Source organism: Stappia sp. P2PMeth1, assembly GCF_900185735.1.
GTDB lineage: Bacteria > Pseudomonadota > Alphaproteobacteria > Rhizobiales > Stappiaceae > Stappia.
In genome coordinates this window covers 87,274-110,699 of sequence record NZ_FYAW01000022.1, presented here as the reverse complement: position 1 = coordinate 110,699, position 23,426 = coordinate 87,274, and the positions used below count along the sequence as shown (strand labels likewise).

The following is a 23,426-nucleotide window of genomic DNA, read 5'->3' as shown; positions in this document are numbered from 1 at the left end:
GAAAAGTCAGTCGCCGCGCATGAGTGCGGCGATTTCGGCCAGCATCTCGTCGGTCATCGCCGCCGCCGGTGCGGCCACCGACGAGGGATCTGCCAGCGCCCGCCAGTCGAGCGGCGCGTCGGTCAGCCGCGACAGCGCCTCGGCCAGCGTGCCGCCCTCAGTGCGCACCAGACCCGCGGCCGTCTTCACCAGATCTTGCGCAGCAGCGCGGCCGACATGCGGCAGCAGGGCGAAGGAAAACCGCTCGGCGAGCGACAGCCCGCCGCTGCCGGTGGCGGTCGCCGCCATCCTTGTCGCATCGGCCTCCATGCCGGGGGCAAGCGCCTGCGCATGGCGCAAGGCCGCGCCGGTCGCCAGCATCAGTTGCGGCAGCACCAGCCATTCGCCCATCCAGGCGGCGCCGTCCCGCTCCTCGCGGTGCAGGGCATCGGCGGACAGCGCCGCCGTCTGTGCGGCGGCAAAACGGGCGAGCGCCACCAGCGTCTCGGCCCGCACCGGGTTCTGCTTCTGCGGCATGGTCGAGGAGCCGCCCGCCTCGGCAAGCCGGATCTCGCCGACTTCCGAACGGGCGAGCAGGATCACGTCCTCGCCGATCTTGCCGAGCGTCAGCGCGATCTCGCTTGCCTCACGGGCGATCCGGCGCAGCGGCTCCCGGTCGGTCATCCAGGGGAGCGATGGCGCAAGGCCAAGCTCCTTGGCGAGGGCGCCGGCCAGTTCCGCCGCGCGCCCCGGCACGTTCATCGCGGCAAGATCGCCGGAGGCACCGCCAAGTTGCACCACCAGCGCCTCGCGCCGCAGCCGGGCAAGGCGCTGTCTCGCGCGGGCGAGCGGCAAGGTCCACGTCGCGACGCGCAGGCCGAAGCTGATCGGCGTTGCGATCTGGCCGCGCGTGCGGCCGGCCATCGGCGTTGCCCGGTGCCGGGCGGCGAGCGCGGAAAGCTGCGCCACGATGTCCACTAGCCGCGCCTCGAACAGCGCCAGCGTGCGAGCGAGGCGCAGCATCAGGCCGGTGTCGGCGATGTCCTGCGAGGTGGCGCCGAAATGCAGGTAGTCGGCTGCCGGCCGCGACAGCTTCTGCCGCAGTGCCGCCACCAGCGCGGGGACGGGGACGCCGGCCGCGGCCGTTCCGGCGGCAAGCTCCGCAGGCGTCGGCGCGATACCGGAAAGCTCCCGGTCGAGGGCCGCCGCGGCACCCGCCGGGATCAGCCCGCCAGCGCCCTGCAGCCGGGCAAGCGCCCGCTCCACCTCCACCATCGCGGCGATCTCCGCCTCGGCAGAGAAGAGGGCCGCCGTCTCGTCGTCGCCGAACAGGCCGGCATGAAGCGGCGAAACGAGAGGGATGTCGGCCATGGCCTCTGCCTTTTGGAGGGATCCGCGACGTTCAGATGTCGAAGAACACCGTCTCGTTCTTGCCCTGCAGGCGGATGTCGAAACGGTAGAGCGGCACCCCGTTCTCGGTCTGCCCCGCTTCCGTTGCGACCAGCGTCGCCACCGCCTCCGGCTCGAGCCGGCGCATGTCGGGGTCCTTCGCCAGCGCCTCGCGATCTTCCGGGAAATACATGCGCGTGTGAAGGTGGATGTTGATGCCGCGGGCGAAGATCAGCACCGCCACATGCGGGGCATGGCCTGCCGCGTGCGGGCCTGGCCGCACGGTCTGGAAGCGGAAGGTGCCGGTGTCGAAATCGGCGGTCGCGCGGGCGAAGAGGCCATAGTCGCCGACCCGGCCCATGCCGTCCGCCTGCCAGATCTCCAGCATCGCGTCGCGCACCGGCGCGCCGGCGCCGTCGATCACACGGCCCTCGATGACGATCACCTCGCCGGTGTTGCTCTCGATCACCGGACCCGGCTGGTTCGGCAGCGCCGGCCGGCCGATCGTCTGCGGCGCGGTGCCGATATGGACGTAAGGTCCCGCGGTCTGGGAGGGGGTTTCCTTCAGCCGGTCGTTCATCACAGGCCCTCCGTCCGGTTCTCGAAATGGGTCTGCCGCCGGCCGCGCAGCACGATGTCGAACCGGTAGGCGAGGCAGTCGAACGGCTCCTGGTTGCGCATGTCGAGCCGCGCCACCAGCCGGTCGATCACGGTCTTGTCGGGGATCGTGTTGACGATCGGGCAGAGCGGGATCAACGGGTCGCCTTCGAAATAGAGCTGGGTGATCAGCCGCTGGGCGAAGGCCTCGCCGAAGACCGACAGGTGGATATGCGCCGGCCGCCAGTCGGAGCCGTTGTTCGGCCAGGGATAGGGGCCCGGTTTGATCGTGCGGAACAGGTAGCGCCCGTCCGCATCGCTGACGCAGCGCCCGCAGCCGGTGAAGTTCGGGTCCAGCGGGGCGAGATAACCGTCGCGCGCATGGGCGTAGCGGCCGGCGGCATTGGCCTGCCAGACCTCGATCAGCGCGTTCGGCACCGGCCGGGCGTTCTCGTCGAGCACCCGTCCGAAGACGTAGATGCGCTCGCCAAGCGCATCGCCCGTGGTTGCCGCATTGCGGATCAGGTCGTGATCGAGCGGCCCGAGCGGGGTGTGGCCGAGCGCCGGCCCGCTCTGCTCCAGGGCGGTCTGCTCCAGCGCATGCAGCGGCCGGACCGGCGCGCGCAGCACGGTGCTCTTGTAGCCGGGCGACAGCGGCAGCGGCTGCTGCGTGCGGTCGCGCCGGTAGAAGGCGGTTGTCGTCACGTCTTGTCTCCTCCCGATCCGCTGCGGGTCTCCTCCATCTCCACGAAGGCGGCGCGGGCGATGCGGATCGCCCGGTTGGCGGCCGGCACACCGGCATAGATCGCCACATGCAGCAGGGCCTCGCAGACATCCTCGCGGCTGGCGCCGGTGCGCGCCGTGGCGCGGCAATGCATCGCCAACTCCTCGTCATGGCCGAGCGCGGCGAGCAGGGCGATGGTGATCATCGACCGCTCCCGCCGGCTGATCGTGTCGCGCGCCCAGACCCCGCCCCAGGCACCCCGGGTGATCAGGTCCTGGAACGGGCCGTCGAAGTCGTCGCGCGCCGCCTCGGCACGCGCCACATGCGCCTCGCCCAAGACGGCCTTGCGGGTCGCCATGCCCGCCTCGAAGGGGTCCTGCCCGTTCATCCTGCCACACTCCCCGCCCATGGTGGAGCTTCAGGATGGATGCGGCAATTGGTAATGTAAAATGAGTATTTCGCTATTTTGTATAACCGGAGAGACAAATGCCCGTCGGAGCAGGGATCAAGCTGCGCCATCTGCAGGCCTTCCTGGAAGTGGCGCGGCTACGCAGCCTGACGGAGGCGGCAAGCGCCCTCAACGTCACCCAGCCGGCCGTCTCCAAGACGCTGAAGGAGTTGGAGGCCCTGCTCGGCGTCGGCCTGATGGAGCGCGGGCGCTCCGGCGTGTCGCTGACGGCGGAGGGCGAGATCTTCCGCCAGTATGCCGGCCTGTCGGTAGCAGCGCTCGCCGAAGGGCTCGACGGTATCGACCAGGTGCGCATGGGTTCGGAGCGGCTGCTGCGCGTCGGCGCCCTGCCGAGCGTTGCGGCCAGCATTGTCCCGCTCGCCGCCGGTCGATATCTGGACCGCGGACGCGGCGCCACGCTCGACATCGTCACCGGCCCGAACGGCCATCTCCTCGGCGAGCTGAAGACGGGGGCGCTGGACGTGGTGATCGGGCGGCTCGGCCAGCCGGACGCGATGCAGGGGCTTGCCTTCCAGCAGCTCTACAGCGAGCAGGTGGTGCTGGCCGTCCGTCCCGCTCACCCGCTGATCGCCGACCCGGACCTTGTCCGCCTGCCGGACTTTCCCGTGCTCTTTCCTAATCGCAGTGCGGCGATCCGGCCGCTGGTCGAGCGGCTGATGGTGGCCAACGGCATCGGCCGGCTGCCGCGACGGATCGAGACGGTGTCGAATGCCTTCGGCCGCGCCTTCACCCGCTCCACCGATGCGGTGTGGATCATTTCCAACGGCGTCGTCGCCAATGATCTCGCTGAAGGCCAGCTTGCGGCGCTCGCCGTCGACACCCGCATCACGCTGGGGCCGGTCGGCATCTCGACCCGGGCATCCGAGGCGCACACGCCCGATCTGCTGCTGTTCATGGCGGTGATGCGCGAGGCGGTCGCCCAGCGAGGGCTCTAGGGTTGAGACGAGGCTGTCTCAGCCGGTCGGTGGAGCCTCGCCCGGTCTCGGCGACGGACGCTTGGGATCCTCCTCGTCGCGATAGGCTTCGAGGGCCGACATGCGCCGCTCGCTGCGCTCGGGATCGCGCGCGGTGACCCCGGCTACCAGCGTCTCGGCGATCACCATCAGGGCCGCCGAGGAATCCCAGGGCGAGGGCACGGAGATGCGCGCGGGCAGCACATGCGTTGCAACGCTGGCGATCGGCGACAGCCAACTGTCGGTGATCAGCACCACCGTGGCCCCGCGTTTCGCGGCGGCCGTGGCCATCCGGCCGAGATCCGCCTGATAGCGGCGGATATCGAAGACGACGAGCACATCGCGCCGGCCGACATCCAGCAGCGCGTCGCGCCAATTGCCTTCCTGCCCGGCCATATGCATGACGCCGGAGCGCAGGATACGCAGATGGGCCGCCATGTAGCGCGCCAGCGCGTCGGTGAAGCGGCCGCCGAGCAGATAGAGCGTGCGCCGCTCGTCGGACAGCAGCGACACCACGGCTTCCAGCTCCGCCGCCGGCAGGTGGCGGAAGGTCTCGCCGATATTGGCGCGGGCCGCCTCCGCGACGGCGCCGATGCCGGTTCCCGTACCGCCTGCCTGTGCCCCGTCCTTGGCCTTGGCCAGCGGCGACTTGAGCTGGTCCTCCAGCTCCGTGCGCAGCCGGGTCTGCAGCGCCGCATAGGTGCCGCAGCCCATGCGCGCGGCAAAGCGCAGGATGGTCGGCGAACTCACGCCGGCGGCGCTGGCGAACTGGGCGACGGTGCCGAGCCCCAGCACCGGATAGTTGGCGAGCAGGGCGAGCGCGGCGCGCCGCTCCGTGGCGGTGCATTCGCCCAGCCTCTCGCGGATCTCTTCGGCAAGCGATGTCATGGTGGTGAGGCCGCCTCCCCGGCCGGATGCCGGACCCTTGTCCAGGTTCCCAGCCGAAACCCGATTGACATCGGTCCCGGCAATGTATCAAATCATACAGGAAGCGAGTGCAAACGCAATTTTGTAACAAATATAACAGCAGTTGCGTTTCTTTCGCGAGGGGATCCGGCCGGGGGACAGGGATGGGATCGACAGCGGCACGCGAAGGCGAACTCCTGCCCGGCGACACGGCGCAGGCGGAGACGGTCGTCGTCGCGGAGAACCCGGGCGGCCGCGGCCCCCTGGTTCTGCTGTGCGACCATGCCTCGCGCCGCCTGCCGCCGGACTATGGCGATCTCGGCCTCGACGAGGCGGCGCGGCGCGCCCATATCGCCTGGGACCCGGGTGCGCTCGGCGTCTCGCGCCATCTGTCGCGCCTGTTCGACGCGCCGCTCGTCTATCCCGACCTGTCGCGCCTGGTGCTGGACTGCAACCGCGACACCGCCGCCCATGACCTCATTCCGGTGGTCAGCGAGACGACCGAGATCCCCGGCAATCGCAATCTCGACCCGGCCGAGCGGGCCCGCCGCATCGCGCTCGCCCATACGCCCTTCCATTCCCGCATCGAGGCGCTGCTCGACGCGCGCGCGGCCGCCGGTCTCGACAGCGTCGTCGTCTCGGTCCACAGCTTCACGCCGCTCTACAAGGGGTTCAACCGTCCCTGGCCGGTCGGCATCCTGTCCAATCGCGACCGGCGGGTCGCCGAGGCGATGCTCGCCGACCTTGCGGCGCAGAACATTGCCGATCTCGGCGACAACGAGCCCTATGCGCCGGGCGACGGGGTCTATTACACGGTGGGCCGTCACGGCGAGGCACGCGGGCTGCCTTGCGTGATGATCGAGGTGCGCAACGACGAGATCGCGGACGCTGCCGGCGAAAGCCTGTGGGCGGCGCGGCTTGCCCGCGCGCTGCGCGCCGCGCTGGCGGATCTGGCGCGAAGCGGGGGGGCGTGACCATGCCGCGCCTGCTGCGCAGCTATGTGAAGGTGGTCGATGCGATCAACTATCGCCTCGGCCGGGTCATCATGTATGGCCTCTTCGTCATGGTCGCGGTGCTGCTCTGGTCGTCGATTTCCAAGACCTTCTTCCTGCCGTCCCTGTGGACGCTGGAGGTCGCCCAGTTCGCCATGGTCGCCTATTACATCCTCGGCGGGCCCTATTCGATCCAGCTTGGTTCGAATGTGCGCATGGACCTTTTCTATGCGGGCTGGACAGTGAAGAAGAAGGCTTGGTTCGACGCCTTCACGGTGCTGGTGCTGATCTTCTATCTCGGCGTGCTGCTCTATGGCGGCATTGGCTCGACCGCCTACTCGCTCGGCCATTTCGGCACCGAGCCTTTCACCTTCCTGAAGAACCTCGTCGTTGCCTTCGTGACCGGCGGTCCCGAGGCGGCCGGCAAGGTCATCGGCCATATCGAACGCAGCCCGACCGCCTGGCGGCCGATCCTGTGGCCGATCAAGACGATCATGTGCCTCGGCTTCCTGCTCATGCTGCTGCAGGCCGTTTCCGAACTGATCAAGGACATCGCGCGCATCCGCGGAGAGGAGATCTGATGTCCTATGAGATGATCGCGCTGCTGATGTTCTCGTCGATGATGCTGATGCTGCTGACCGGGCAGCGCGTCTTCGGTGCCATCGGTGGCGTGGCGGCCGTTGCGGCGCTGGCGCTGTGGGGCACCGGCGGCTCGGACATTCCCTTCGCCTCGGCCATGAAGCTGATGAAGTGGTATCCGCTTCTCACCCTGCCGATGTTCATCTTCATGGGCTATGTCCTGTCGGAATCGAAGATCGCCGACGATCTCTACAAGATGTTCCACGTGTGGATGGGGCCGGTCTCCGGCGGGCTTGCCATCGGCACGATCGGCCTGATGGTGCTGGTCTCGGCGATGAATGGCCTGTCCGTCGCCGGCATGGCGATCGGCGCCACCATAGCCCTGCCCGAACTGCTGCGTCGCGGCTACGACAAGCGTATGGTCACCGGCGTCATCCAGGCCGGGTCCTCGCTCGGCATCCTGGTACCGCCTTCGGTGGTGCTGGTGCTCTATGCGATGATCGCCCGCCAGCCGGTCGGCCAGCTCTGGCTCGCCGGCGTGGTGCCCGGTCTGATGATGGCGACGATGTTCATCGTCTATATCTATGTCCGTTGCCGCATCACCCCGTCGCTCGGTCCGGTCCTGCCGGTGGACGAGCGCTCGGTGCCGCGCGCCGAGAAGCTGCGCCTGCTCGGCGCCGGCGTCCTGCCGCTGGCGATCTTCGCGGCGATGATGGTGCCCTTCGTCAATGGCTGGACCTCGCTGGTCGAGAGTTCCGCCATCGGCGCCATGACCGCTTTCCTGGCCGCTGTCCTCAAGCGGCGGATGACCTGGACCGTCTTCGAGACCTGCCTGCGCCAGACCCTGGCGATCTCCTGCATGTTCATGTGGATCATCCTTGCGGCCCTTGGCTTCGGCGCCGTGTTCGACGGGCTCGGCGCGGTCAAGGCGATCGAGACCCTCTTTACCGAAAGGCTCGGCCTGTCGCCCTGGATGATCCTGATCCTGATGCAGGTGTCGTTCCTGGTGATGGGCACCTTCCTGGACGATACGGCGATGCTGGTCATTGTCGCGCCGCTCTACGTGCCCTTGGTCGCGGCGCTCGGCTTCGATCTCGTCTGGTACGGCGTGCTCTACACGGTCACCACCCAGATCGCCTACATGACCCCGCCCTTCGGCTATAACCTGTTCCTGATGCGGGCGATGGCGCCGCCGCAAATCTCCATGCGCGACATTTACGGCTCGATCACGCCCTTCGTGCTGGTCATGATCCTGGCCCTGGCATTGATAATGATGTTCCCGCAGATCGCCCTGTGGCTGCCCGACTATGTCTATGGCCGCTGAGACCGGAGGGCCGAACCGATCCGTTCGTTCGCAGCAGAAGGAGAACCGCCGACCCGCATACGGACCGCCGCGCCACCACAACAATCAGAACGGGCGCGCCTTGCATCTCGTCAACGAAACCAAGGGGAATGAGACATGACCAACAGACGCGACTTTCTGAAGAAGGCGGGCCTCGGCACCGTCGCCGCAGCCGGCGCCTCGACGCTGGCCGCCCCCGCCGTTCTCGGTCAGGCACCGATCAAGTGGCGCCTGCAGACCTATGCCGGCGCGGCGCTCGCCGAGCATGTCATCAAGCCGCATATCGACGCCTTCAACCAGGCGGCCAACGGCCAGATGGAGATCGAGCTGTTCTTCGCCGACCAGCTCGTGCCGACCGGAGAGCTGTTCCGTGCCATGCAGCGCGGCACCATCGACGCGGTGCAGTCGGATGACGATTCCATGGCCTCGCCGACGGAAGTGACCGTATTCGGCGGCTATTTCCCCTTCGCCAGCCGCTACTCGCTGGACGTGCCGGTGCTGTTCAACCAGTACGGCCTGAAGGAGATCTGGGAGGAGGAATACGCCAAGGTCGGCGTCAAGCACATCTCCGCCGGCGCCTGGGATCCGTGCCACTTCGCCACCAAGGACCCGATCCGCAGCCTTGCGGACCTGAGGGGCAAGCGCGTCTTCACCTTCCCGACCGCCGGCCGCTTCCTCGCCCAGTTTGGCGTCGTGCCGGTGACCCTGCCCTGGGAGGACATCGAGGTCGCGATGCAGACCGGCGAGCTCGACGGCGTCGCCTGGTCGGGCATCACCGAAGACTACACGGTCGGCTGGGCCGACGTGACCAACTATTTCCTCACCAACAACATCTCCGGCGCCTGGGCCGGGTCGTTCTTCGCCAACATGGACCGCTGGAACGAACTGCCCGACCATCTCAAGACCATGTTGCAACTGGCCATGGATGCGTCCCACTACTATCGCCAGTGGTGGTACTGGGGCGGTGAGGCAAGCCTTCGCGTTCACGGAACCAAGATGGAACTCACCTCGATCCCGGACGCCGAATGGGCGACGGTCGAGGACGCCGCCGTCAAGTTCTGGGACGAGATCGCGGCCGAGTCCGCGACCAAGGCCAAGGTCGTCGAGATCTTCAAGAAGTACAATGCCGACATGCAGAAGGCCGGGCGGCCTTACCGCTACACCTGATGCCGGCCGGCCGGGGCGGCGGCTGCCGCCCCGGTCGCGTTTTCGTTTCACACGCGCTTTCGCCCCGCTTAACCGACAATGATGGTTCCAATGGCTGGCAATCTCACTTTTGACGCTCTCAAGGCTGCCGTCGCCGACGGCACCATCGACACCGTGCTGGTCTGCGCCGTTGACATGCAGGGCCGTCTGATGGGCAAGCGCTTCCATGCGCGCAACTTCATCGACCACTCCTTCGAGGAGACCCATTGCTGCAATTACCTGCTGGCGACGGATCTCGAGATGTACACGGTCGAGGGCTATGCCGCGACGAGCTGGGCCGGCGGCTATGGCGACTATGTCATGAAGCCCGACCTTTCGACCCTGCGCCCCGTGCCCTGGCTGGACGGCACGGCGATGGTGCTGTGCGACCTGCTCGACCATCATCACGAGGCGGTGCCGCACTCGCCGCGGGCGCTGCTCAAGGGGCAGATCGCCCGTCTCGAGGCCTTGGGCTTCGAGGCCAAGATGGCGACCGAGCTGGAGTTCTTCCTGTTCGAGAAGAGCTTCGACGACATCCGCCGCTCGGGCTTCCGCGATCTGCAGCCGATCTCCGCCTATAACGAGGACTACCACATCCTCCAGACCACCAAGGAAGAGGAGGTGATGCGGCCGATCCGCAATCATCTCTATGCCGCGGGCATCCCGGTGGAGAACTCCAAGGGCGAGGCCGAGGCCGGGCAGGAGGAGCTGAACATTCGCTACGCGGATCCGCTCGCCTGCGCCGACCACCATACCATTGCCAAGCACGCCACCAAGGAAATCGCCTGGCAGCATGGCCGCGCGGTCACCTTCATGCCGAAATGGCATCATGCCCGCGTCGGCTCTTCCGCTCATGTCCATCAGTCGCTGTGGAAGACGGACGGCACCAGCGCCTTCTTCGATGCGGACGCGCCGCATGGCATGTCGCAACTGATGCGTCACTACATGGCCGGCCTGATCCGCTATGCACCGGACTACACCTGGTTCCTGGCGCCCTATGTGAACAGCTACAAGCGCTTCCAGAAGGGCACCTTCGCGCCGACCAAGACCGCCTGGTCCATCGACAACCGCACCGCTGGCTTCCGGCTCTGCGGCGAGGGCACCAGGGGCGTGCGCGTCGAGTGCCGCATCGGCGGCTCGGACCTCAACCCCTATCTGGCTCTGGCCGCGCAGCTTGCGGCGGGTATCCGGGGCATCGAGGAGAAACTGGAGCTCGAGGCGCCGGTGACCGGCGACCTCTACCAGTCGCGCCGGCTGAAGGAGGTGCCGCGCACGCTGAGGGCGGCGACGGAGACCCTGCGCAAGTCCAAGATGCTGCGCGAGGCTTTCGGCGATGCGGTGATCGACCATTACGTCCGCGCGGCGGAATGGGAGCAGGAGGAATTCGACCGCGTGGTGACCGACTACGAACTCGCCCGCGGTTTCGAGCGCGCTTAGGAAAGTAACAAAAGGTACTGTTGCAACACTTTTGGATTGGAGGTAGCGTGAAGCCGTCCGGGCAGTCCGGCAACGATCACGGAGGTTGCAATGCGCAAGTACGATCCTCTTGGAGCCTATCTGAAGACCAGAAATATTGAGCAGGTTCCTATGACATTTGCGGAGATCGAGAAGCTCATCGATGACCGGTTGCCCGCCTCCGCTCGGCGGCATCGCGCTTGGTGGAGCAACAATCCGAGTAACAGTGTTATCACAAAAGTGTGGTTGGACGCAGGCTATGTCACTGCGAATGTCGATCTGGCGAGGGAGCGCCTCACGTTTCGCCGGGGGCGGCCGCCTGTGTCGTCGGCGCCGGCTGCGTCGCCGCGCCGCGCGGGACGGCTCTATGGTTGCATGAAGGGAACGCTGACCGTTGCCGAGGGGGCCGACCTCACCATGCCGGCCGATCCGGACTGGGCGGGGGTTTATGCCGATGGCTGAGCGGTTCCTGCTCGACACCTGCGCAATGATCTGGATCTCTCAGGGAGATCCGATCGCGGAGGACGCTCTGGCGATGCTGGATACCGGCTCGCCGGTCAGTCTGTCCGCGATGTCGGCCTGGGAACTCGGTGTGCTCGTCGCCAAGGGGCGGCTGGCGTCCGTCAAGCCGCCATTGCGGTGGTTCAACGACTTCGTGGAGGCGGCCGATCTTGAGGTGGAGGCGGTGACCCCCGACATCCTGGTCGCCTCTTCCTTTCTGCCAACACCGGTTCACAACGATCCCATGGACCGGATCCTCATTGCCACGGCGCGCGAATACGACCTAACCATCGTCACTCGCGACCGGGCCATCCTCGCCTATGGCGAGGCGGGACACGTAAAGACTCTAGCGTGCTAAATGAAAGCCGAGGTCATGTCTGAAACAGTGAAGCTGATTTCCCCTGTCGACGGGTCCGTCTATGCGGAGCGCCCCGTAGCCAGTGCCGCCGAGATCGACAAGGCGGTGGCCGAGGCCCGCGCCGCGCAGGCTGGCTGGGCCGCCACCCCGATTTCCGAGCGCTGCGCCGCAGTGCTTGCCGCCGTCGCCGCGCTTGAGGCGATGAACGACGAGATCGTGCCGGAACTCGCCTGGCAGATGGGCCGGCCGGTACGCTATGGCGGCGAGAAGGGCGGTACGCGCGAGCGGACCGACTATATGGTCAAGATCGCCGAGGAGGCGCTGCGGCCCCGCCACCATACCGACCGACCGGGCTTCACCCGCTATGTGCGGCCCGAACCGCTCGGCATCGTCATGGTCATCGCGCCGTGGAACTATCCGTTCATGACGGCGATCAACACCATCGTCCCGGCGCTGATCGCCGGCAATGTGGTGATCCTCAAGCACGCGGCGCAGACGCTGCTGGTCGGCGAGCGGCTCGACAAGGCATTCAAGGCGGCTGGTCTGCCCAAGGGCGTCTTCCGCAACATCGTGCTGAACCACGGTCAGACCGAGGCGCTGCTCGGGTCGGGCCGCATCGACCATATCAACTTCACCGGTTCGGTCGCCGGCGGGCGCGCCATCGAGAAGGCGGCGGCCGGCACCTTCGCCACGCTCGGCCTCGAGCTCGGCGGCAAGGACCCGGCCTATGTCCGCGCGGACGCCGATGTCGCCTTCGCGGTCGAGAATCTGGCCGATGGCGCCTTCTACAATTCCGGCCAGTGCTGCTGCGGCATCGAGCGCGTCTATGTGCATGAGACGCACTATGACGCGGTGGTCGAGGGTCTGGCGGCGGCCGCCTCCGCCTACACGCTTGGCAATCCGCTCGATGCGGCGACGACGCTCGGGCCGATGGCGCAGGCGCGCTTTGCCGCCCATGTGCGCGAGCAGACCGCCGAGGCCCTGCGCAAGGGCGCGAAGGCCTTGGTCGACCGGGCAAGCTTCCCGCAGGACAAGGAGGGCACGCCCTACCTGATGCCGCAGGTGCTGGTCGATGTCGATCACCAGATGTCGGTGATGCGCGAGGAGAGCTTCGGCCCGGTGGTCGGCGTGATGAAGGTGCGCTCCGACGAGGAGGCGATCGCCCTGATGAACGACAGCCCCTACGGCCTGACCGCTTCGATCTGGACCGCCGACGAGGAGGCCGCCATCGCCATCGGCGACCGGGTGGAGACCGGCACGGTCTTCATGAACCGCTGCGACTATCTCGACCCGGCGCTGGTGTGGACCGGCGTCAAGGATACCGGCAAGGGCGCCGCCCTGTCGGAGATCGGCTACCTGTCGCTGACCCGGCCGAAGTCCTTCCACCTGCGCGCCCGCTCGTAAGGGCGCGCAGACATCTCCGTTTCGCGCTTCTTCCTCTCAGGATCCAAGGCATGACCACCACCCCGTCCGTCAACTGGAACTATCCGACCTCCGTCCGTTTTGGCGCCGGCCGCATCAGCGAGCTCGGCCAATGCGCCGCCCTGCTCGGCATGAAGCGCCCGCTGCTGGTCACCGATCCGGGCCTTGCCCGCCTGCCGATGACCGCCAACGCGCTGGAGCTGCTGCGCCAGGCCGGCCTGGAGCCGGACATCTTCAGCGACATCAAGCCGAACCCGACCGCATCGAACGTCGAGGCGGGCGTTGCCGCCTATCGCGCCGGCGGCCATGACGGCGTCATCGCTTTCGGCGGCGGCTCCGGTCTTGATGCCGGCAAGGTCATCGCCTTCATGGCCGGCCAGACCCGGCCGATGTGGGACTTCGAGGACATCGGCGACTGGTGGACCCGCGCCGATCCGGACGGCATCGCGCCGATCCTCGCCGTGCCGACCACGGCCGGAACCGGCTCGGAGGTCGGCCGCGCCGGCGTCATCACCAACGAGGAAACCCACACCAAGAAGGTCATCTTCCACCCGAAGATGCTGCCCGGCATCGTCATCTGCGATCCGGAGCTGACCGTCGGCATGCCGCGCTATTTCACCGTCGGCACCGGCATGGACGCCCTCGCCCACTGCCTGGAGGCCTATTCCTCCACCTTCTACCATCCGATGGGCGACGGCATCGCGGTCGAGGGCATGCGCCTCGTTTTCGAGAACCTGAAGCGCGTCGCCGAGGTGCCGGACGATCTCGTCGCCCGCGGTCACATGATGTCGGCCGCCGCCATGGGCGCGGTCGCCTTCCAGAAGGGCCTTGGCGCCATCCACGCGCTCTCCCACCCGGTCGGCGCGCTCTACGACACCCATCACGGCATGACCAATGCCGTCTTCATGCCCTATGTGCTGGTGTTCAACCGTGCGGCCATCGAGACCAAGATCGACCGGCTCGCCGGCTATCTCGGTATGTCCGGCGGTTTCGACGGGTTCCTGCAGGCGGTGCTCGACCTGCGCGCCGCGCTCGACGTGCCGCATACGCTGGAAGGGCTGAAGGTCGACGGCGCCAAGGCCGCGAAGATCGCCGAGATGGCCATTGTCGATCCGACCGCCGGCGGCAACCCGATCGAGTTGACGCTCGAGGGTGCCGCCTCGATCTTCGACGCGGCGCTGACCGGCCGGCTCTGATGTCGGCGGCGCGGCGGCCTCAGGGGCCGCTTCGCCGATTGACAGGGGGCCTGTCTGCCCCCTACATCCCCACTGGCTTTCGCGGGCAGGAATGGCCCGCGACAGCCGCGACCGGCCGGCCCTGGGGGCCGGACGACACCGGCAGGACAATGACAGGGTGGGACCGGGCAGATGAGTGACACGCGGATCGACCGCCGCTTTGCGGCATTGCAGGCGGCGAACCGCCCGGCGCTGGTGACCTTCGTCACCGCCGGCGATCCGGACCTTGCCACCTCGCAGGCGATCCTCGATGCGCTGCCGGCCGCAGGCGCCGACGTCATCGAGCTCGGCATGCCCTTCTCCGATCCGATGGCCGAAGGCATCCCGGTGCAGCTCGCCAACCAGCGCGCGCTCGCCGCCGGCCAGACCATGGACAAGACGCTGGACATGGTGCGCACCTTCCGCCGCCACGACCAGGACACACCCATCGTGCTGATGGGATATTACAACCCGATCTACGTGCGCGATCCCGCGGTTTTCGTGAAGACGGCGGTCGAGGCCGGCGTCGACGGGTTGATCATCGTCGATATCCCGCCGGAGGCCGACGACGAGCTCTGCCTGCCGGCGATGGCCGCCGGGCTCAACTTCATCCGCCTGACGACGCCGACGACCGACGACAAGCGGCTTCCCGCCGTTCTCGCCAACACGTCCGGTTTCGTCTATTACGTATCGGTGACCGGCATCACCGGCGCCACCATCGCCAACCGCGACCGGGTCACCGAAGCGGTCCGCCGCATCAAGCGCCACACCGCGCTGCCCGTGGCGGTCGGCTTCGGCGTCAAGACGGCGGAGGATGCCGAGGTGATCGGCCGCGACGCCGACGGCGTCGTCGTCGGTTCGGTGCTGGTGGAAGCGGTGCGCAACAGCCTTGATGGCGAGGGCCGGGCAACGCCGGCGACCGTCGAGGCGGTGGCGAAGGTGGTGCGGGCGCTTGCCGGCGGCGTCGCCCGGGCCCGCGGCTGAGCCGCAGCGGCCAAGGACGGCCGGAAAGCCAATGACGGCCGGGAACATGCAAGACAACGGACGGTATCTGCCTTGAACTGGATCAACAACGTCGTTCGCCCGAAGATTCGCGGCCTGCTGCAGAAGCGGGACGTGCCGGAGAACCTCTGGATCAAGTGCCCGGAGACCGGCGAGATGGTCTTCCACCGCGATCTTGAGGCCAATCAATGGGTGGTGCCCAATTCCGGTCACCACATGCGGATTTCCGGCAGTCGCCGGCTCGAACTGTTCTTCGACGGCGGCACCTTCGAGAAGGTGGCGACGCCGGAGGTCGCCGCCGATCCGTTGAAGTTCCGCGACGAGAAGCGCTACACCGACCGCCTGCGCGATGCCCGCGCCAAGACCGGTCTGGACGATGCCGTGACGGTGGCGACCGGCAAGCTGCGCGGCATGGACATGACCGCCGCCGTGCAGGACTTCGCCTTCATGGGCGGCTCGCTCGGCATGGCCGCCGGCGAGGCGGTGCTGACCGGCATGCAGACGGCTGTCGCGCGCAAGACGCCCTTCGTGCTCTTCGTCGCCTCGGGCGGCGCGCGGATGCAGGAAGGCATCCTCTCCCTGATGCAGATGCCGCGCACCACCGTCGGCGTGCAGATGCTGCGCGAGGCGGGCCTGCCCTATGTGGTGGTGTTCACCAATCCGACGACAGGCGGCGTCACCGCCTCCTACGCGATGCTTGGCGACGTCCACATGGCCGAGCCGGGGGCGCTGATCGGCTTCGCCGGGCCGCGCGTCATCGAGCAGACCATCCGCGAGAAGCTGCCCGACGGGTTCCAGCGCTCCGAATACCTTCTCGATCACGGCATGGTCGACATGGTTGTGCATCGCCACAAGCTGCCCGAGACGATCGCCCGGGTCTGTTCGATCCTGATGAAGGCCGAGGTCAGCCTGCCGGACGAGGAGGAACTGAAGTCGCTGCCGGGTTCGAACGGCACAGCCGAGGTTTCGCCGGAATTCGCCCATGGCGGCGACAGTTCCTCGGGCGGCGACAGCGGCGGTGGCGGCAGCGACGGCGGCGGCGAAAGCCACTAGCCGGCCGCGCTGTCGCAGGCACGACACCGGCGGACGCTGCCAGGCTTGCCGCGTCCCCGGAAGTTCCCCTAACCATGAAGGCTGCTGCAGGCGCGCTTCCAGCGCGGCGGGACGGGCGGACAATGGACCAGGTAACCGCGATCCTCGACCGATTGCTTGCGCTGCACCCGCGCGAGATCGACCTGTCGCTCGGCCGCATGGAGCGCCTGCTGGGCGCGCTTGGCCGGCCGCAGGACCGGCTACCGCCGCTCGTCCACATTGCCGGCACCAACGGCAAGGGCTCCACCATAGCCTTCATGCGGGCGATCCTGGAGGCGGCCGGGCTCAAGGTGCATGTCTACACCTCGCCGCATCTCGTCGCCTTTAACGAGCGCATCCGCCTTGCCGGACGTCTCGTCACCGATGCGCGGCTGATCGAGGCGCTCGACGTCTGTGAGCAGGCCAACGCCGGCGCGGAGATCACCTTCTTCGAGGTCACCACCGCCGCCGCCCTGCTGCTCTTTGCCGAGGAGCCGGCGGATGTGCTGCTGCTGGAGGTCGGTCTCGGCGGCCGGCTCGACGCGACCAATGTGGTCGACGCGCCGCTCGCCGCCACCATCACGCCGCTGTCGATGGACCATGAGCGCTATCTGGGCGAGCGGCTGACCGACATTGCGGCGGAAAAGGCCGGGATTCTCAAGCGCGGCTGCCCGGCGGTGATCGCGCCGCAGCCGGACGAGGCGATGGCGGTGATCGAGCGGGTCGCTGCCCGTCTTGGCGCGCCGCTCCAGGTGTTCGGGCAGGATTTCACCGCCTTCGAGGAAAACGGCCGCCTCGTCTATCAGGACGAGGAGGGGCTGATGGACCTGCCCTTGCCGCGCTTGTTCGGCCGCCACCAGATCGTCAACGCGGCCATGGCCATCGCCTCGCTGCGTGCGGCCGGCCGTCTGCCGGCGGACGAGGCCATCGAGGCCGGGCTCCTGTCGGTCGACTGGCCGGGCCGCATGCAGCCGCTGACGGAGGGTCCGCTACTGGATCTCTGCCCGCCCGGCAGCGAACTCTGGCTCGACGGCGGCCACAATCCCGGCGCCGGCATCACCATTGCCGAGGTGATGGCGGAGCAGGAGGAGCGCAGCCCAAGGCCGCTCTATCTCGTCTCCGGCATGTTGAAGACCAAGGATCCGGTCGGCTTCTTCCGCCCCTTTGCCGGTCTTGTGCGCGAGGTCGCCTGCGTCCCGCTGACCACCACCGATGCCGGCCGCGATCCCGCCTGCCTTGCCGGATCGGCGCGGGAGGCGGGCCTTGCGGCCGATGCCCATGCCTCGCTTGTCGCAGCACTCGCCCATGTGCGGGAGCGCGCCGCCGGTGACACTGTGCCGCCGCGCATCCTGATCTGCGGCTCGCTCTATCTCGCCGGCGAAGTGCTTGCCCGCAACGGCATGAAGCCGGTCTGAGGAAACCCGCTCACAGCTTGCGCAGCCGCACCTCGTTGATCGCGTGGGTCTCGGCCTTGCGCAAGATCAGGTCGGCGCGCGGCCGGGTCGGCAGGATGTTTTCCTGCAGGTTGACCAGGTTGATCTCGTTCCACAGCCCTTCGGCGATCGCCAGCGCCTCGGCGTCGCCGACCTTTGAATACTTGTTGAAATAGGAGCCGGGATCGCGGAAGGCGGTCTCGCGCAGCCGCATGAAACGCGACACGTACCAGTCGTGCAGCACGTCTTCGTCGGCGTCGATATAGATCGAGAAGTCGAAGAAATCCGAGACGAAGGGCACCTCCTTGCCGTCGCGCGGCAGGTTGGTCGTCTGCAGCACGTTGAGCCCTTCGAGGATCAGGATGTCCGGCCGGTCGACCGTGACGAACTGCCCCGGCATCACGTCGTAATAGAAGTGGGAATAGACCGGCGCGCGCACATGCCGCCGCCCGGCCTTGAGGTCCGACAGGAATTTCAGCAGCGTTGCCCGGTCGTAGCTTTCGGGAAAGCCCTTGCGCCGCATCAGGCCCTCCGCCTCCAGCACCGCGTTGGGATAGAGGAAGCCGTCGGTGGTGACGAGGTCGACCTTCGGGCTCGCCGGCCAGCGCGCCAGCAGCGCCTGCAGCAGGCGCGCCGTCGTCGACTTGCCGACCGCCACCGAGCCGGCGATGCCGATGACGAAGGGGTTCTTGACGTCGTTGCTGCCGAGAAAGCGCGTGGTTGCGCGGTGCAGTTGCTGTGTCGCCTCGACATAATAGGCGAGCAGCCGCGACAGCGGCAGCAGGATCGATTCCACCTGGGCGATGGACACCGGATCGTTGAGCGACTGCAGCCGGCGCACCTCCGCCGCCGTCAGCGTCATCGGCGTGTCGGCCCTGAGTTTCGCCCACTCCGCCTCGGTAAAGACCCGGTACGGCGACAGATCGTCCTCGGTGAACCTGTTGAGGCTGTGCTCCATGGCGACCATGCAATCCTCGCTCCTGCCGGATGCCCGGCCGTTCGCTCGCAAGACCCGGAAACGGTCGCGTGGACCGTGCCGGGCAGTCCGTCGCAAGGCCGGTTGTCAGCCGGGCCGCCGCGATGCCTTCTCCTCAAGACCCGTCTGTGCCGTGCGGCGTTCCAGCTCCGCCATCACGTCCGCAAGCGGCACGTCGCGCACCTTGAGCAGGACGAGCAGGTGGTAGAGCAGATCGGCGGCCTCGCCGGTCAGCTCCCGCGCATCGCCGGCCACCGCCGCGATCGCCGTCTCCACTGCCTCCTCGCCCACTTTCTGGGCGATCTTCGCCGGCCCCTTGCCGATCAGCTTGCGGGTGTAGGAGCTCTCGTCGTCGCTTTGCGCCCGCGCCGCGATGATGCGGTCAAGGTCGGTCAGTGTGAAGCCGGTCATTGGTCGGACATCTCCTGCGGCTTCGCGCCCCTGCCGGTAGTTTTCTGCGGCCGGGGCGGGCCCTGGTGTCAGGCCGCGTCGAGCCGCATGGGAATGCCGGCCCGGGCCATGTGTTCCTTGGCTTCGCGGATGGTGTGGGTTCCGAAATGGAAGATCGAGGCGGCGAGCACCGCCGTCGCGTGGCCGTCGCGCACGCCCTCGACCAGGTGGTCGAGCGTGCCGACGCCGCCGGAGGCGATCACCGGCACCGGCACCGCATCGGCGATGGCGCGGGTCAGCGCCAGATTGAAGCCCGTGCGGGTGCCGTCGCGGTCCATCGAGGTGACCAGCAACTCGCCGGCGCCCAGCTCCACCGCCTTGCGGGCGAAGTCGACGGCGTCGATGCCGGTCGCCTCGCGCCCGCCATGGGTGAAGATCTCGAAGCGTTCCGCTTCGCCGGGCGCGTTGACCTGCTTGGCGTCGATGGACACGACAATGCACTGGGCGCCGAACTTTTCCGCCGCCTCGCGGATGAAATCGGGGTTCTTCACCGCCGCCGTGTTGATCGACACCTTGTCGGCGCCGGCCACCAGCAGCTTGCGGATGTCCTCGACCCGGCGCACGCCGCCGCCGACGGTCAGCGGCATGAAACAGGCCTCCGCCGTCCGCCGGACCACGTCGAAGATCGTGTCGCGGTTCTCGTGGCTTGCAGTGATGTCGAGGAAGCAGAGTTCGTCCGCGCCGGCCGCATCATAGGCCTTCGCGGCCTCCACCGGATCGCCGGCATCGACCAGATTGACGAAGTTCACGCCCTTGACGACGCGGCCGTCCTTGACGTCCAGACAGGGAATGACACGTGCTTTCAGCATGTTAGGCGATTACCCGACGTATTTCGCGGTCGCAGCATACAGGTCCTGACCCGTGCTGCAAAGCCGGGAAAGAGCGCAAGGGCGGCGACGACTAGCATCTTACCCTGCGGCAAGGATCTTCAAGGCTTCGGCCGGGTCGAGCCGCCCGTCATAGAGCGCCCGGCCCGAGATCGCGCCTTCCAGCACGGCGCAGTCGGGGGCGGCGAGGCGCTTGACGTCCTCGATGGAGGCAAGACCGCCCGAGGCGATCACCGGGATCGAGGTGGCGCCGGCCAGATCCAGCGTGCCGTCCCAGTTGATGCCGGCAAGCACGCCGTCGCGGTCGATGTCGGTGTAGATGATCGCGGCAACGCCGGCGTCCTCGAAGCGGCGGGCGAGATCGATGGCCGAGAGTTCCGAGGTCTCCGCCCAGCCCTCGACCGCCACCTTGCCGCCGCGCGCGTCGATGCCGACAGCGACCCGGCCGGGAAAGGCCTTGCAGGCGGTCTTGACCAGATCGGGATCGCGCACCGCCACCGTGCCGAGGATCACCCGGGCGATGCCCTTGGCGAGCCAGGCTTCCACATGCGCAAGGCTGCGGATGCCGCCGCCAAGCTGCACCGGATTGGTCGTTGCTTGCAGGATGGCGTCGACCGCCGCGCCATTGCGGCTCTCGCCGGCGAAGGCGCCGTCGAGGTCGACCACATGCAGGTAGCGGAAGCCCTGCGTCTGGAAGCTGAGGGCCTGGGCGGCCGGATCGTCGTTGAAGACGGTGGCCTGCGCCATGTCGCCGAGTTTCAGGCGGACGCATTGGCCGCCCTTCAGGTCGATGGCGGGAAACAGGATGGGCATGATGGGTGTTCCGTCTCGTCGCAGGTGCCGCTTACGGCGCCCACTCGATGAAATTGGCGATCAGCGCAAGGCCGAGCCGCTGGCTCTTTTCCGGGTGGAACTGGGTGCCCACCATCGTGTCGCGTCCGACGATCGCGGTGATCGGTCCGCCATAGTCGGCGGTGGCGATGACATGCGCCGGGTCCGCCGCCTTCAGGTGGAAGGAGTGGACGAAATAGGCATGCAGGCCCGTCTCGCCGGTCTCGATGCCGGCAAGCAGCGGGTGGTCGGCGAGCTGGCGGATCGTGTTCCAGCCCATATGCGGGATCTTCAGTGCCGGATCGTCCGGCGTGATCGCGGTGACGTCGCCGGGAATCCAGCCGAAGCCTTCGCTTTTCTCGAACTCCAGGCCGCGGCTCGCCATCAATTGCATGCCGACGCAGATGCCGAGAAAGGGGCGCCCCTTCGCCTCGACCGCCTCGACGAGGGCGGCCTCCATGCCGTCGACCGCGCGGATGCCGCGCCGGCAGTCGGCAAAGGCGCCGACGCCCGGCAGCACGATCCGGTCGGCCCGCGCCACCACGTCCGGGTCGGCCGTCACCCGCACGCTGGCGCCATGGCCATGGGCATGCGCGGCCCGCTCGAAGGCCTTTTCGGCCGAGCGCAGGTTGCCGGAGCCGTAGTCGATGATGGCGATCAGCATGGGTTCAATCCGTCAGGCGATGCGGGAAGGTGGCAGGGGCGGCGCGGTGTGCCGGAGTCAGCCTTGATGCGGGGCAAGGCTCAGGCCGACGACCCGCTCCGCGCCGATGCGCGGCACCGGGTAGCCGGGGCGATGCGGCGGTGGGGTCTCGGGCTTCGGCGTGGTGCCGGCGGCGTCCGCCTGCGCCTGGTGGGCGGCAAGCCTTGCGAAGAAACGCCGTTCCGCCTCCTCGCGGTTCTGCGCCTCGATCACCGCGACGAACTGCCAGCCGCGCCGCTCCAGCGTCCAGCGCCACAACCCGTTCGCCTCGAAGGCGAAGAGGATCGACAGCGCCGCCGTGGCAATGCCGGGCATCGGCCCGCCGACAAACCGCGAGGCGAGTTCGGCGGCAAGGCCGACCAGCAGATAGGCGAGCAGCACCAGCCACAGCCGCTTCACCAGCAGCCAGGGCAGGGTGAAGACCAGCGCCGCCCAGTTGAAGCGGTCGGGGATGAAGACGGTGCGCTCGGCCGCACCCTCGCCGATCGTCTCGGGCGAGGTACCGGGCGGGATCAGCACCATATGGATCGTCATCTGTCCCTCCGTCCGGCGGTCTCAGCCGCCGAGCTGGCCCTTGGTCGAGGGCACGCGGCCGGCCTGTCGCGGGTCCGGCTCGATCGCCTTGCGCAGCGACCGCGCCACCGCCTTGAAGCAGGTCTCGGCGATGTGGTGGCAGTTGCTGCCCGTCAGGTTGGCGATATGCAGCGTGATGCCGGCATTCATCGCGAAGGCGCGGAAGAACTCCTCGAACAGCTCGGTGTCGAAGTCGCCGACCTTGTCGCGTGGGAAGGTGACGTCCCACACCAGGAACGGCCGGCCCGACACGTCGAGGGCGCAGCGCGTCAGCGCCTCGTCCATGGCCAGATGGCAGTCGGCATAGCGGGTGATGCCGGTCATGTCGCCGAGCGCCTGGCGCAGCGCCTGGCCGAGGGCGATGCCGACATCCTCGGCCGTGTGATGAAAGTCGATATGGGTGTCGCCGCTGGCGCGGATCGTCATGTCGATCAGCGAATGCCGGGACAGTTGCTCCAGCATGTGGTCGAGAAAGCCGACCCCGGTCTGCACCGAATAGGCGCCGGTCCCGTCGAGGACGATCTCGACGGCAATGTCGGTTTCCTTCGTCTTGCGCGAGATCTTCGCGGTGCGCATGGGCGACCCTGTCCTTCTGTCGCCGGCCTGCTGCCGGCAGCGAAGCCTTGTAACAGGAGGCTTGCCGCAATGAAATACCTGCGCGCGCCGCGCCGCGATCTGGCCAAGATCGCCCTGCACGGGTAAGACGGATTTTCGACACTTGCAACGTTCCGGAGACCTGCCGATGCAAAGCGCTGCCCTTCCGCTGGACGAGGACCCGTCCCCTTTCGCGCCGGCGAGCGCCCGCGACCGCCTGATTGTCGGCCTTGATGTGCCGACGGTGGAGGAGGCCCGCGCCATCGTGCGCGAGACCGCGGGTGCCGTCGGCACCTACAAGATCGGCATGCAGCTTCAGTTCGCCGGCGGCCTGGAACTGGCCGCCGAGCTTGCCCGCGAGGGCCACAGCATCTTTCTCGACGTGAAGCTTCTCGACATCGACAACACGGTGATGAAGGCGGTCGAGAACATCGCCCGCATGGGCGTGCGCTTCGTCACCATCCACGCCTATCCCAAGGCGATGCGCGCGGCCGTTGCCGGCCTTGCCGCGGCCGGCGGCGATGTCTGCCTGCTCGGCGTCACCGTACTGACCTCGATGGACGAGGACGACCTGCACGATGCCGGTTATGCCGGCGGCGTCGAGGATCTGGTGATTGCGCGCGCTGCCGATGCCCGCGCGGCCAATATGGGCGGCATCGTCTGCTCGCCGCTGGAGGTCGCCTCGCTGCGCCCGGTGGTCGGCCCGCGCCTCGTCACCGTGACGCCTGGCATCCGTCCGGCAGGGTCTGAGGCCGGCGACCAGAAGCGCATCATGACACCGGCCGATGCGATCGCCGCCGGTGCCGACTATCTGGTGGTCGCGCGGCCCGTGATCATGGCCGCCAACCGCCGGGCGGCGGCGGCGGCCATCGTCGAGGAGATCGGCCGCGCGCTCTAAGCG

General features: G+C 67.8%; 26 protein-coding genes. 14 read left to right on the top strand and 12 right to left on the bottom strand.

What is annotated here, in order from left to right:
- Positions 1-6: 6 nt before the first annotated feature.
- From P2PM1_RS16130 to pcaC, 4 genes are read right to left on the bottom strand one after another with little or no spacing between them, the layout of a single operon-like run.
- On the bottom strand, positions 7-1,350 hold the full coding sequence (locus P2PM1_RS16130; protein ID WP_186399753.1) for a lyase family protein: 1,344 nt from the start codon (positions 1,348-1,350) through the stop codon (positions 7-9).
- A gap of 31 nt (positions 1,351-1,381) precedes the next feature.
- The gene (gene pcaG / locus P2PM1_RS16125) at positions 1,382-1,948 is read right to left on the bottom strand and encodes a protocatechuate 3,4-dioxygenase subunit alpha (protein ID WP_186387839.1); all 567 of its coding nucleotides are present in this window, start codon (positions 1,946-1,948) and stop codon (positions 1,382-1,384) included.
- Positions 1,948-2,670 carry a protocatechuate 3,4-dioxygenase subunit beta gene (gene pcaH / locus P2PM1_RS16120; RefSeq protein ID WP_186399752.1) on the bottom strand — a complete coding sequence of 241 codons (723 nt, stop codon included), beginning with the start codon at positions 2,668-2,670 and terminating at the stop codon, positions 1,948-1,950. The genes pcaG and pcaH overlap by 1 nt, the downstream gene beginning before the upstream one ends.
- Entirely contained in the window at positions 2,667-3,077 is a 411-nt protein-coding gene (gene pcaC / locus P2PM1_RS16115) for a 4-carboxymuconolactone decarboxylase (protein ID WP_186395914.1), read from the bottom strand. The genes pcaH and pcaC overlap by 4 nt, the downstream gene beginning before the upstream one ends.
- 98 nt (positions 3,078-3,175) lie before the next feature.
- On the opposite strand from pcaC, the gene pcaQ reads away from it, so the two are divergent.
- Positions 3,176-4,093, top strand: a complete 918-nt coding sequence (pcaQ, locus tag P2PM1_RS16110; RefSeq protein ID WP_186399751.1) for a pca operon transcription factor PcaQ — start codon at positions 3,176-3,178, stop codon at positions 4,091-4,093.
- 18 nt (positions 4,094-4,111) lie between these two features.
- Here pcaQ and P2PM1_RS16105 read toward each other — a convergent pair whose 3' ends face one another.
- On the bottom strand, positions 4,112-4,999 hold the full coding sequence (locus P2PM1_RS16105; RefSeq protein WP_186395913.1) for a MurR/RpiR family transcriptional regulator: 888 nt from the start codon (positions 4,997-4,999) through the stop codon (positions 4,112-4,114).
- 182 nt (positions 5,000-5,181) lie between these two features.
- On the opposite strand from P2PM1_RS16105, the gene P2PM1_RS16100 reads away from it, so the two are divergent.
- The 12 genes from P2PM1_RS16100 to P2PM1_RS16045 all read left to right on the top strand — a co-directional run bounded on the left by P2PM1_RS16100 (position 5,182) and on the right by P2PM1_RS16045 (position 17,553).
- Positions 5,182-5,991, top strand: a complete 810-nt coding sequence (locus tag P2PM1_RS16100) for an N-formylglutamate amidohydrolase (protein ID WP_186387844.1) — start codon at positions 5,182-5,184, stop codon at positions 5,989-5,991.
- A gap of 2 nt (positions 5,992-5,993) precedes the next feature.
- Positions 5,994-6,590, top strand: coding sequence for a TRAP transporter small permease subunit (locus P2PM1_RS16095; protein ID WP_186387921.1), 597 nt, complete (start codon positions 5,994-5,996; stop codon positions 6,588-6,590).
- Positions 6,590-7,912 (top strand): TRAP transporter large permease subunit, encoded by a 1,323-nt coding sequence (locus P2PM1_RS16090; protein WP_186387845.1) that lies wholly within the window; start codon positions 6,590-6,592, stop codon positions 7,910-7,912. Before P2PM1_RS16095 ends, P2PM1_RS16090 begins: the two co-directional genes overlap by 1 nt.
- A 135-nt stretch (positions 7,913-8,047) precedes the next feature.
- Positions 8,048-9,097, top strand: coding sequence for a TRAP transporter substrate-binding protein (locus P2PM1_RS16085; protein WP_186387846.1), 1,050 nt, complete (start codon positions 8,048-8,050; stop codon positions 9,095-9,097).
- 90 nt (positions 9,098-9,187) lie between these two features.
- The gene (locus tag P2PM1_RS16080) at positions 9,188-10,552 is read left to right on the top strand and encodes a glutamine synthetase family protein (protein WP_186387847.1); all 1,365 of its coding nucleotides are present in this window, start codon (positions 9,188-9,190) and stop codon (positions 10,550-10,552) included.
- A gap of 90 nt (positions 10,553-10,642) precedes the next feature.
- Complete coding sequence (locus P2PM1_RS16075; protein ID WP_186387848.1) at positions 10,643-11,032, top strand: hypothetical protein; 390 nt, start codon at positions 10,643-10,645, stop codon at positions 11,030-11,032.
- Positions 11,025-11,429 carry a type II toxin-antitoxin system VapC family toxin gene (locus P2PM1_RS16070; RefSeq protein ID WP_186395909.1) on the top strand — a complete coding sequence of 135 codons (405 nt, stop codon included), beginning with the start codon at positions 11,025-11,027 and terminating at the stop codon, positions 11,427-11,429. The genes P2PM1_RS16075 and P2PM1_RS16070 overlap by 8 nt, the downstream gene beginning before the upstream one ends.
- A 15-nt stretch (positions 11,430-11,444) precedes the next feature.
- A complete protein-coding gene (locus tag P2PM1_RS16065; RefSeq protein WP_186387850.1) occupies positions 11,445-12,833 on the top strand; it encodes an aldehyde dehydrogenase family protein in 1,389 nt (462 codons plus the stop codon).
- Positions 12,834-12,883: 50 nt separating this feature from the next.
- Positions 12,884-14,047 (top strand): iron-containing alcohol dehydrogenase, encoded by a 1,164-nt coding sequence (locus P2PM1_RS16060; protein WP_186399750.1) that lies wholly within the window; start codon positions 12,884-12,886, stop codon positions 14,045-14,047.
- A 171-nt stretch (positions 14,048-14,218) separates the two neighbouring features.
- Positions 14,219-15,049 (top strand): tryptophan synthase subunit alpha, encoded by an 831-nt coding sequence (gene trpA, locus P2PM1_RS16055; protein ID WP_186399749.1) that lies wholly within the window; start codon positions 14,219-14,221, stop codon positions 15,047-15,049.
- Positions 15,050-15,121: 72 nt separating this feature from the next.
- Positions 15,122-16,120: an acetyl-CoA carboxylase, carboxyltransferase subunit beta gene (accD, locus tag P2PM1_RS16050; RefSeq protein WP_186387853.1), complete on the top strand. Its 999-nt coding sequence runs from the start codon at positions 15,122-15,124 to the stop codon at positions 16,118-16,120.
- A 122-nt stretch (positions 16,121-16,242) separates the two neighbouring features.
- Positions 16,243-17,553: a folylpolyglutamate synthase/dihydrofolate synthase family protein gene (locus P2PM1_RS16045; protein WP_186399748.1), complete on the top strand. Its 1,311-nt coding sequence runs from the start codon at positions 16,243-16,245 to the stop codon at positions 17,551-17,553.
- Between the two features lie 10 nt (positions 17,554-17,563).
- Here the strand turns inward: P2PM1_RS16045 and coaA are convergent, their stop codons facing one another.
- The 7 genes from coaA to hisB form a co-directional block, all read right to left on the bottom strand.
- On the bottom strand, positions 17,564-18,538 hold the full coding sequence (gene coaA / locus P2PM1_RS16040; RefSeq protein ID WP_244293065.1) for a type I pantothenate kinase: 975 nt from the start codon (positions 18,536-18,538) through the stop codon (positions 17,564-17,566).
- A gap of 96 nt (positions 18,539-18,634) precedes the next feature.
- Positions 18,635-18,958 carry a phosphoribosyl-ATP diphosphatase gene (locus P2PM1_RS16035; RefSeq protein WP_186387855.1) on the bottom strand — a complete coding sequence of 108 codons (324 nt, stop codon included), beginning with the start codon at positions 18,956-18,958 and terminating at the stop codon, positions 18,635-18,637.
- A 68-nt stretch (positions 18,959-19,026) separates the two neighbouring features.
- The gene (hisF, locus tag P2PM1_RS16030) at positions 19,027-19,806 is read right to left on the bottom strand and encodes an imidazole glycerol phosphate synthase subunit HisF (RefSeq protein WP_186399747.1); all 780 of its coding nucleotides are present in this window, start codon (positions 19,804-19,806) and stop codon (positions 19,027-19,029) included.
- A gap of 99 nt (positions 19,807-19,905) precedes the next feature.
- Positions 19,906-20,637, bottom strand: a complete 732-nt coding sequence (gene hisA, locus P2PM1_RS16025; RefSeq protein WP_186399746.1) for a 1-(5-phosphoribosyl)-5-[(5-phosphoribosylamino)methylideneamino]imidazole-4-carboxamide isomerase — start codon at positions 20,635-20,637, stop codon at positions 19,906-19,908.
- A gap of 31 nt (positions 20,638-20,668) precedes the next feature.
- Positions 20,669-21,319 carry an imidazole glycerol phosphate synthase subunit HisH gene (gene hisH, locus P2PM1_RS16020; RefSeq protein ID WP_186399745.1) on the bottom strand — a complete coding sequence of 217 codons (651 nt, stop codon included), beginning with the start codon at positions 21,317-21,319 and terminating at the stop codon, positions 20,669-20,671.
- Positions 21,320-21,376: 57 nt separating this feature from the next.
- Positions 21,377-21,892: a DUF2628 domain-containing protein gene (locus P2PM1_RS16015; protein WP_186387859.1), complete on the bottom strand. Its 516-nt coding sequence runs from the start codon at positions 21,890-21,892 to the stop codon at positions 21,377-21,379.
- Between the two features lie 21 nt (positions 21,893-21,913).
- Positions 21,914-22,507 carry an imidazoleglycerol-phosphate dehydratase HisB gene (gene hisB / locus P2PM1_RS16010; RefSeq protein WP_186387860.1) on the bottom strand — a complete coding sequence of 198 codons (594 nt, stop codon included), beginning with the start codon at positions 22,505-22,507 and terminating at the stop codon, positions 21,914-21,916.
- A gap of 166 nt (positions 22,508-22,673) precedes the next feature.
- On the opposite strand from hisB, the gene pyrF reads away from it, so the two are divergent.
- A complete protein-coding gene (gene pyrF, locus P2PM1_RS16005; protein WP_186399744.1) occupies positions 22,674-23,423 on the top strand; it encodes an orotidine-5'-phosphate decarboxylase in 750 nt (249 codons plus the stop codon).
- Positions 23,424-23,426: the final 3 nt, after the last annotated feature.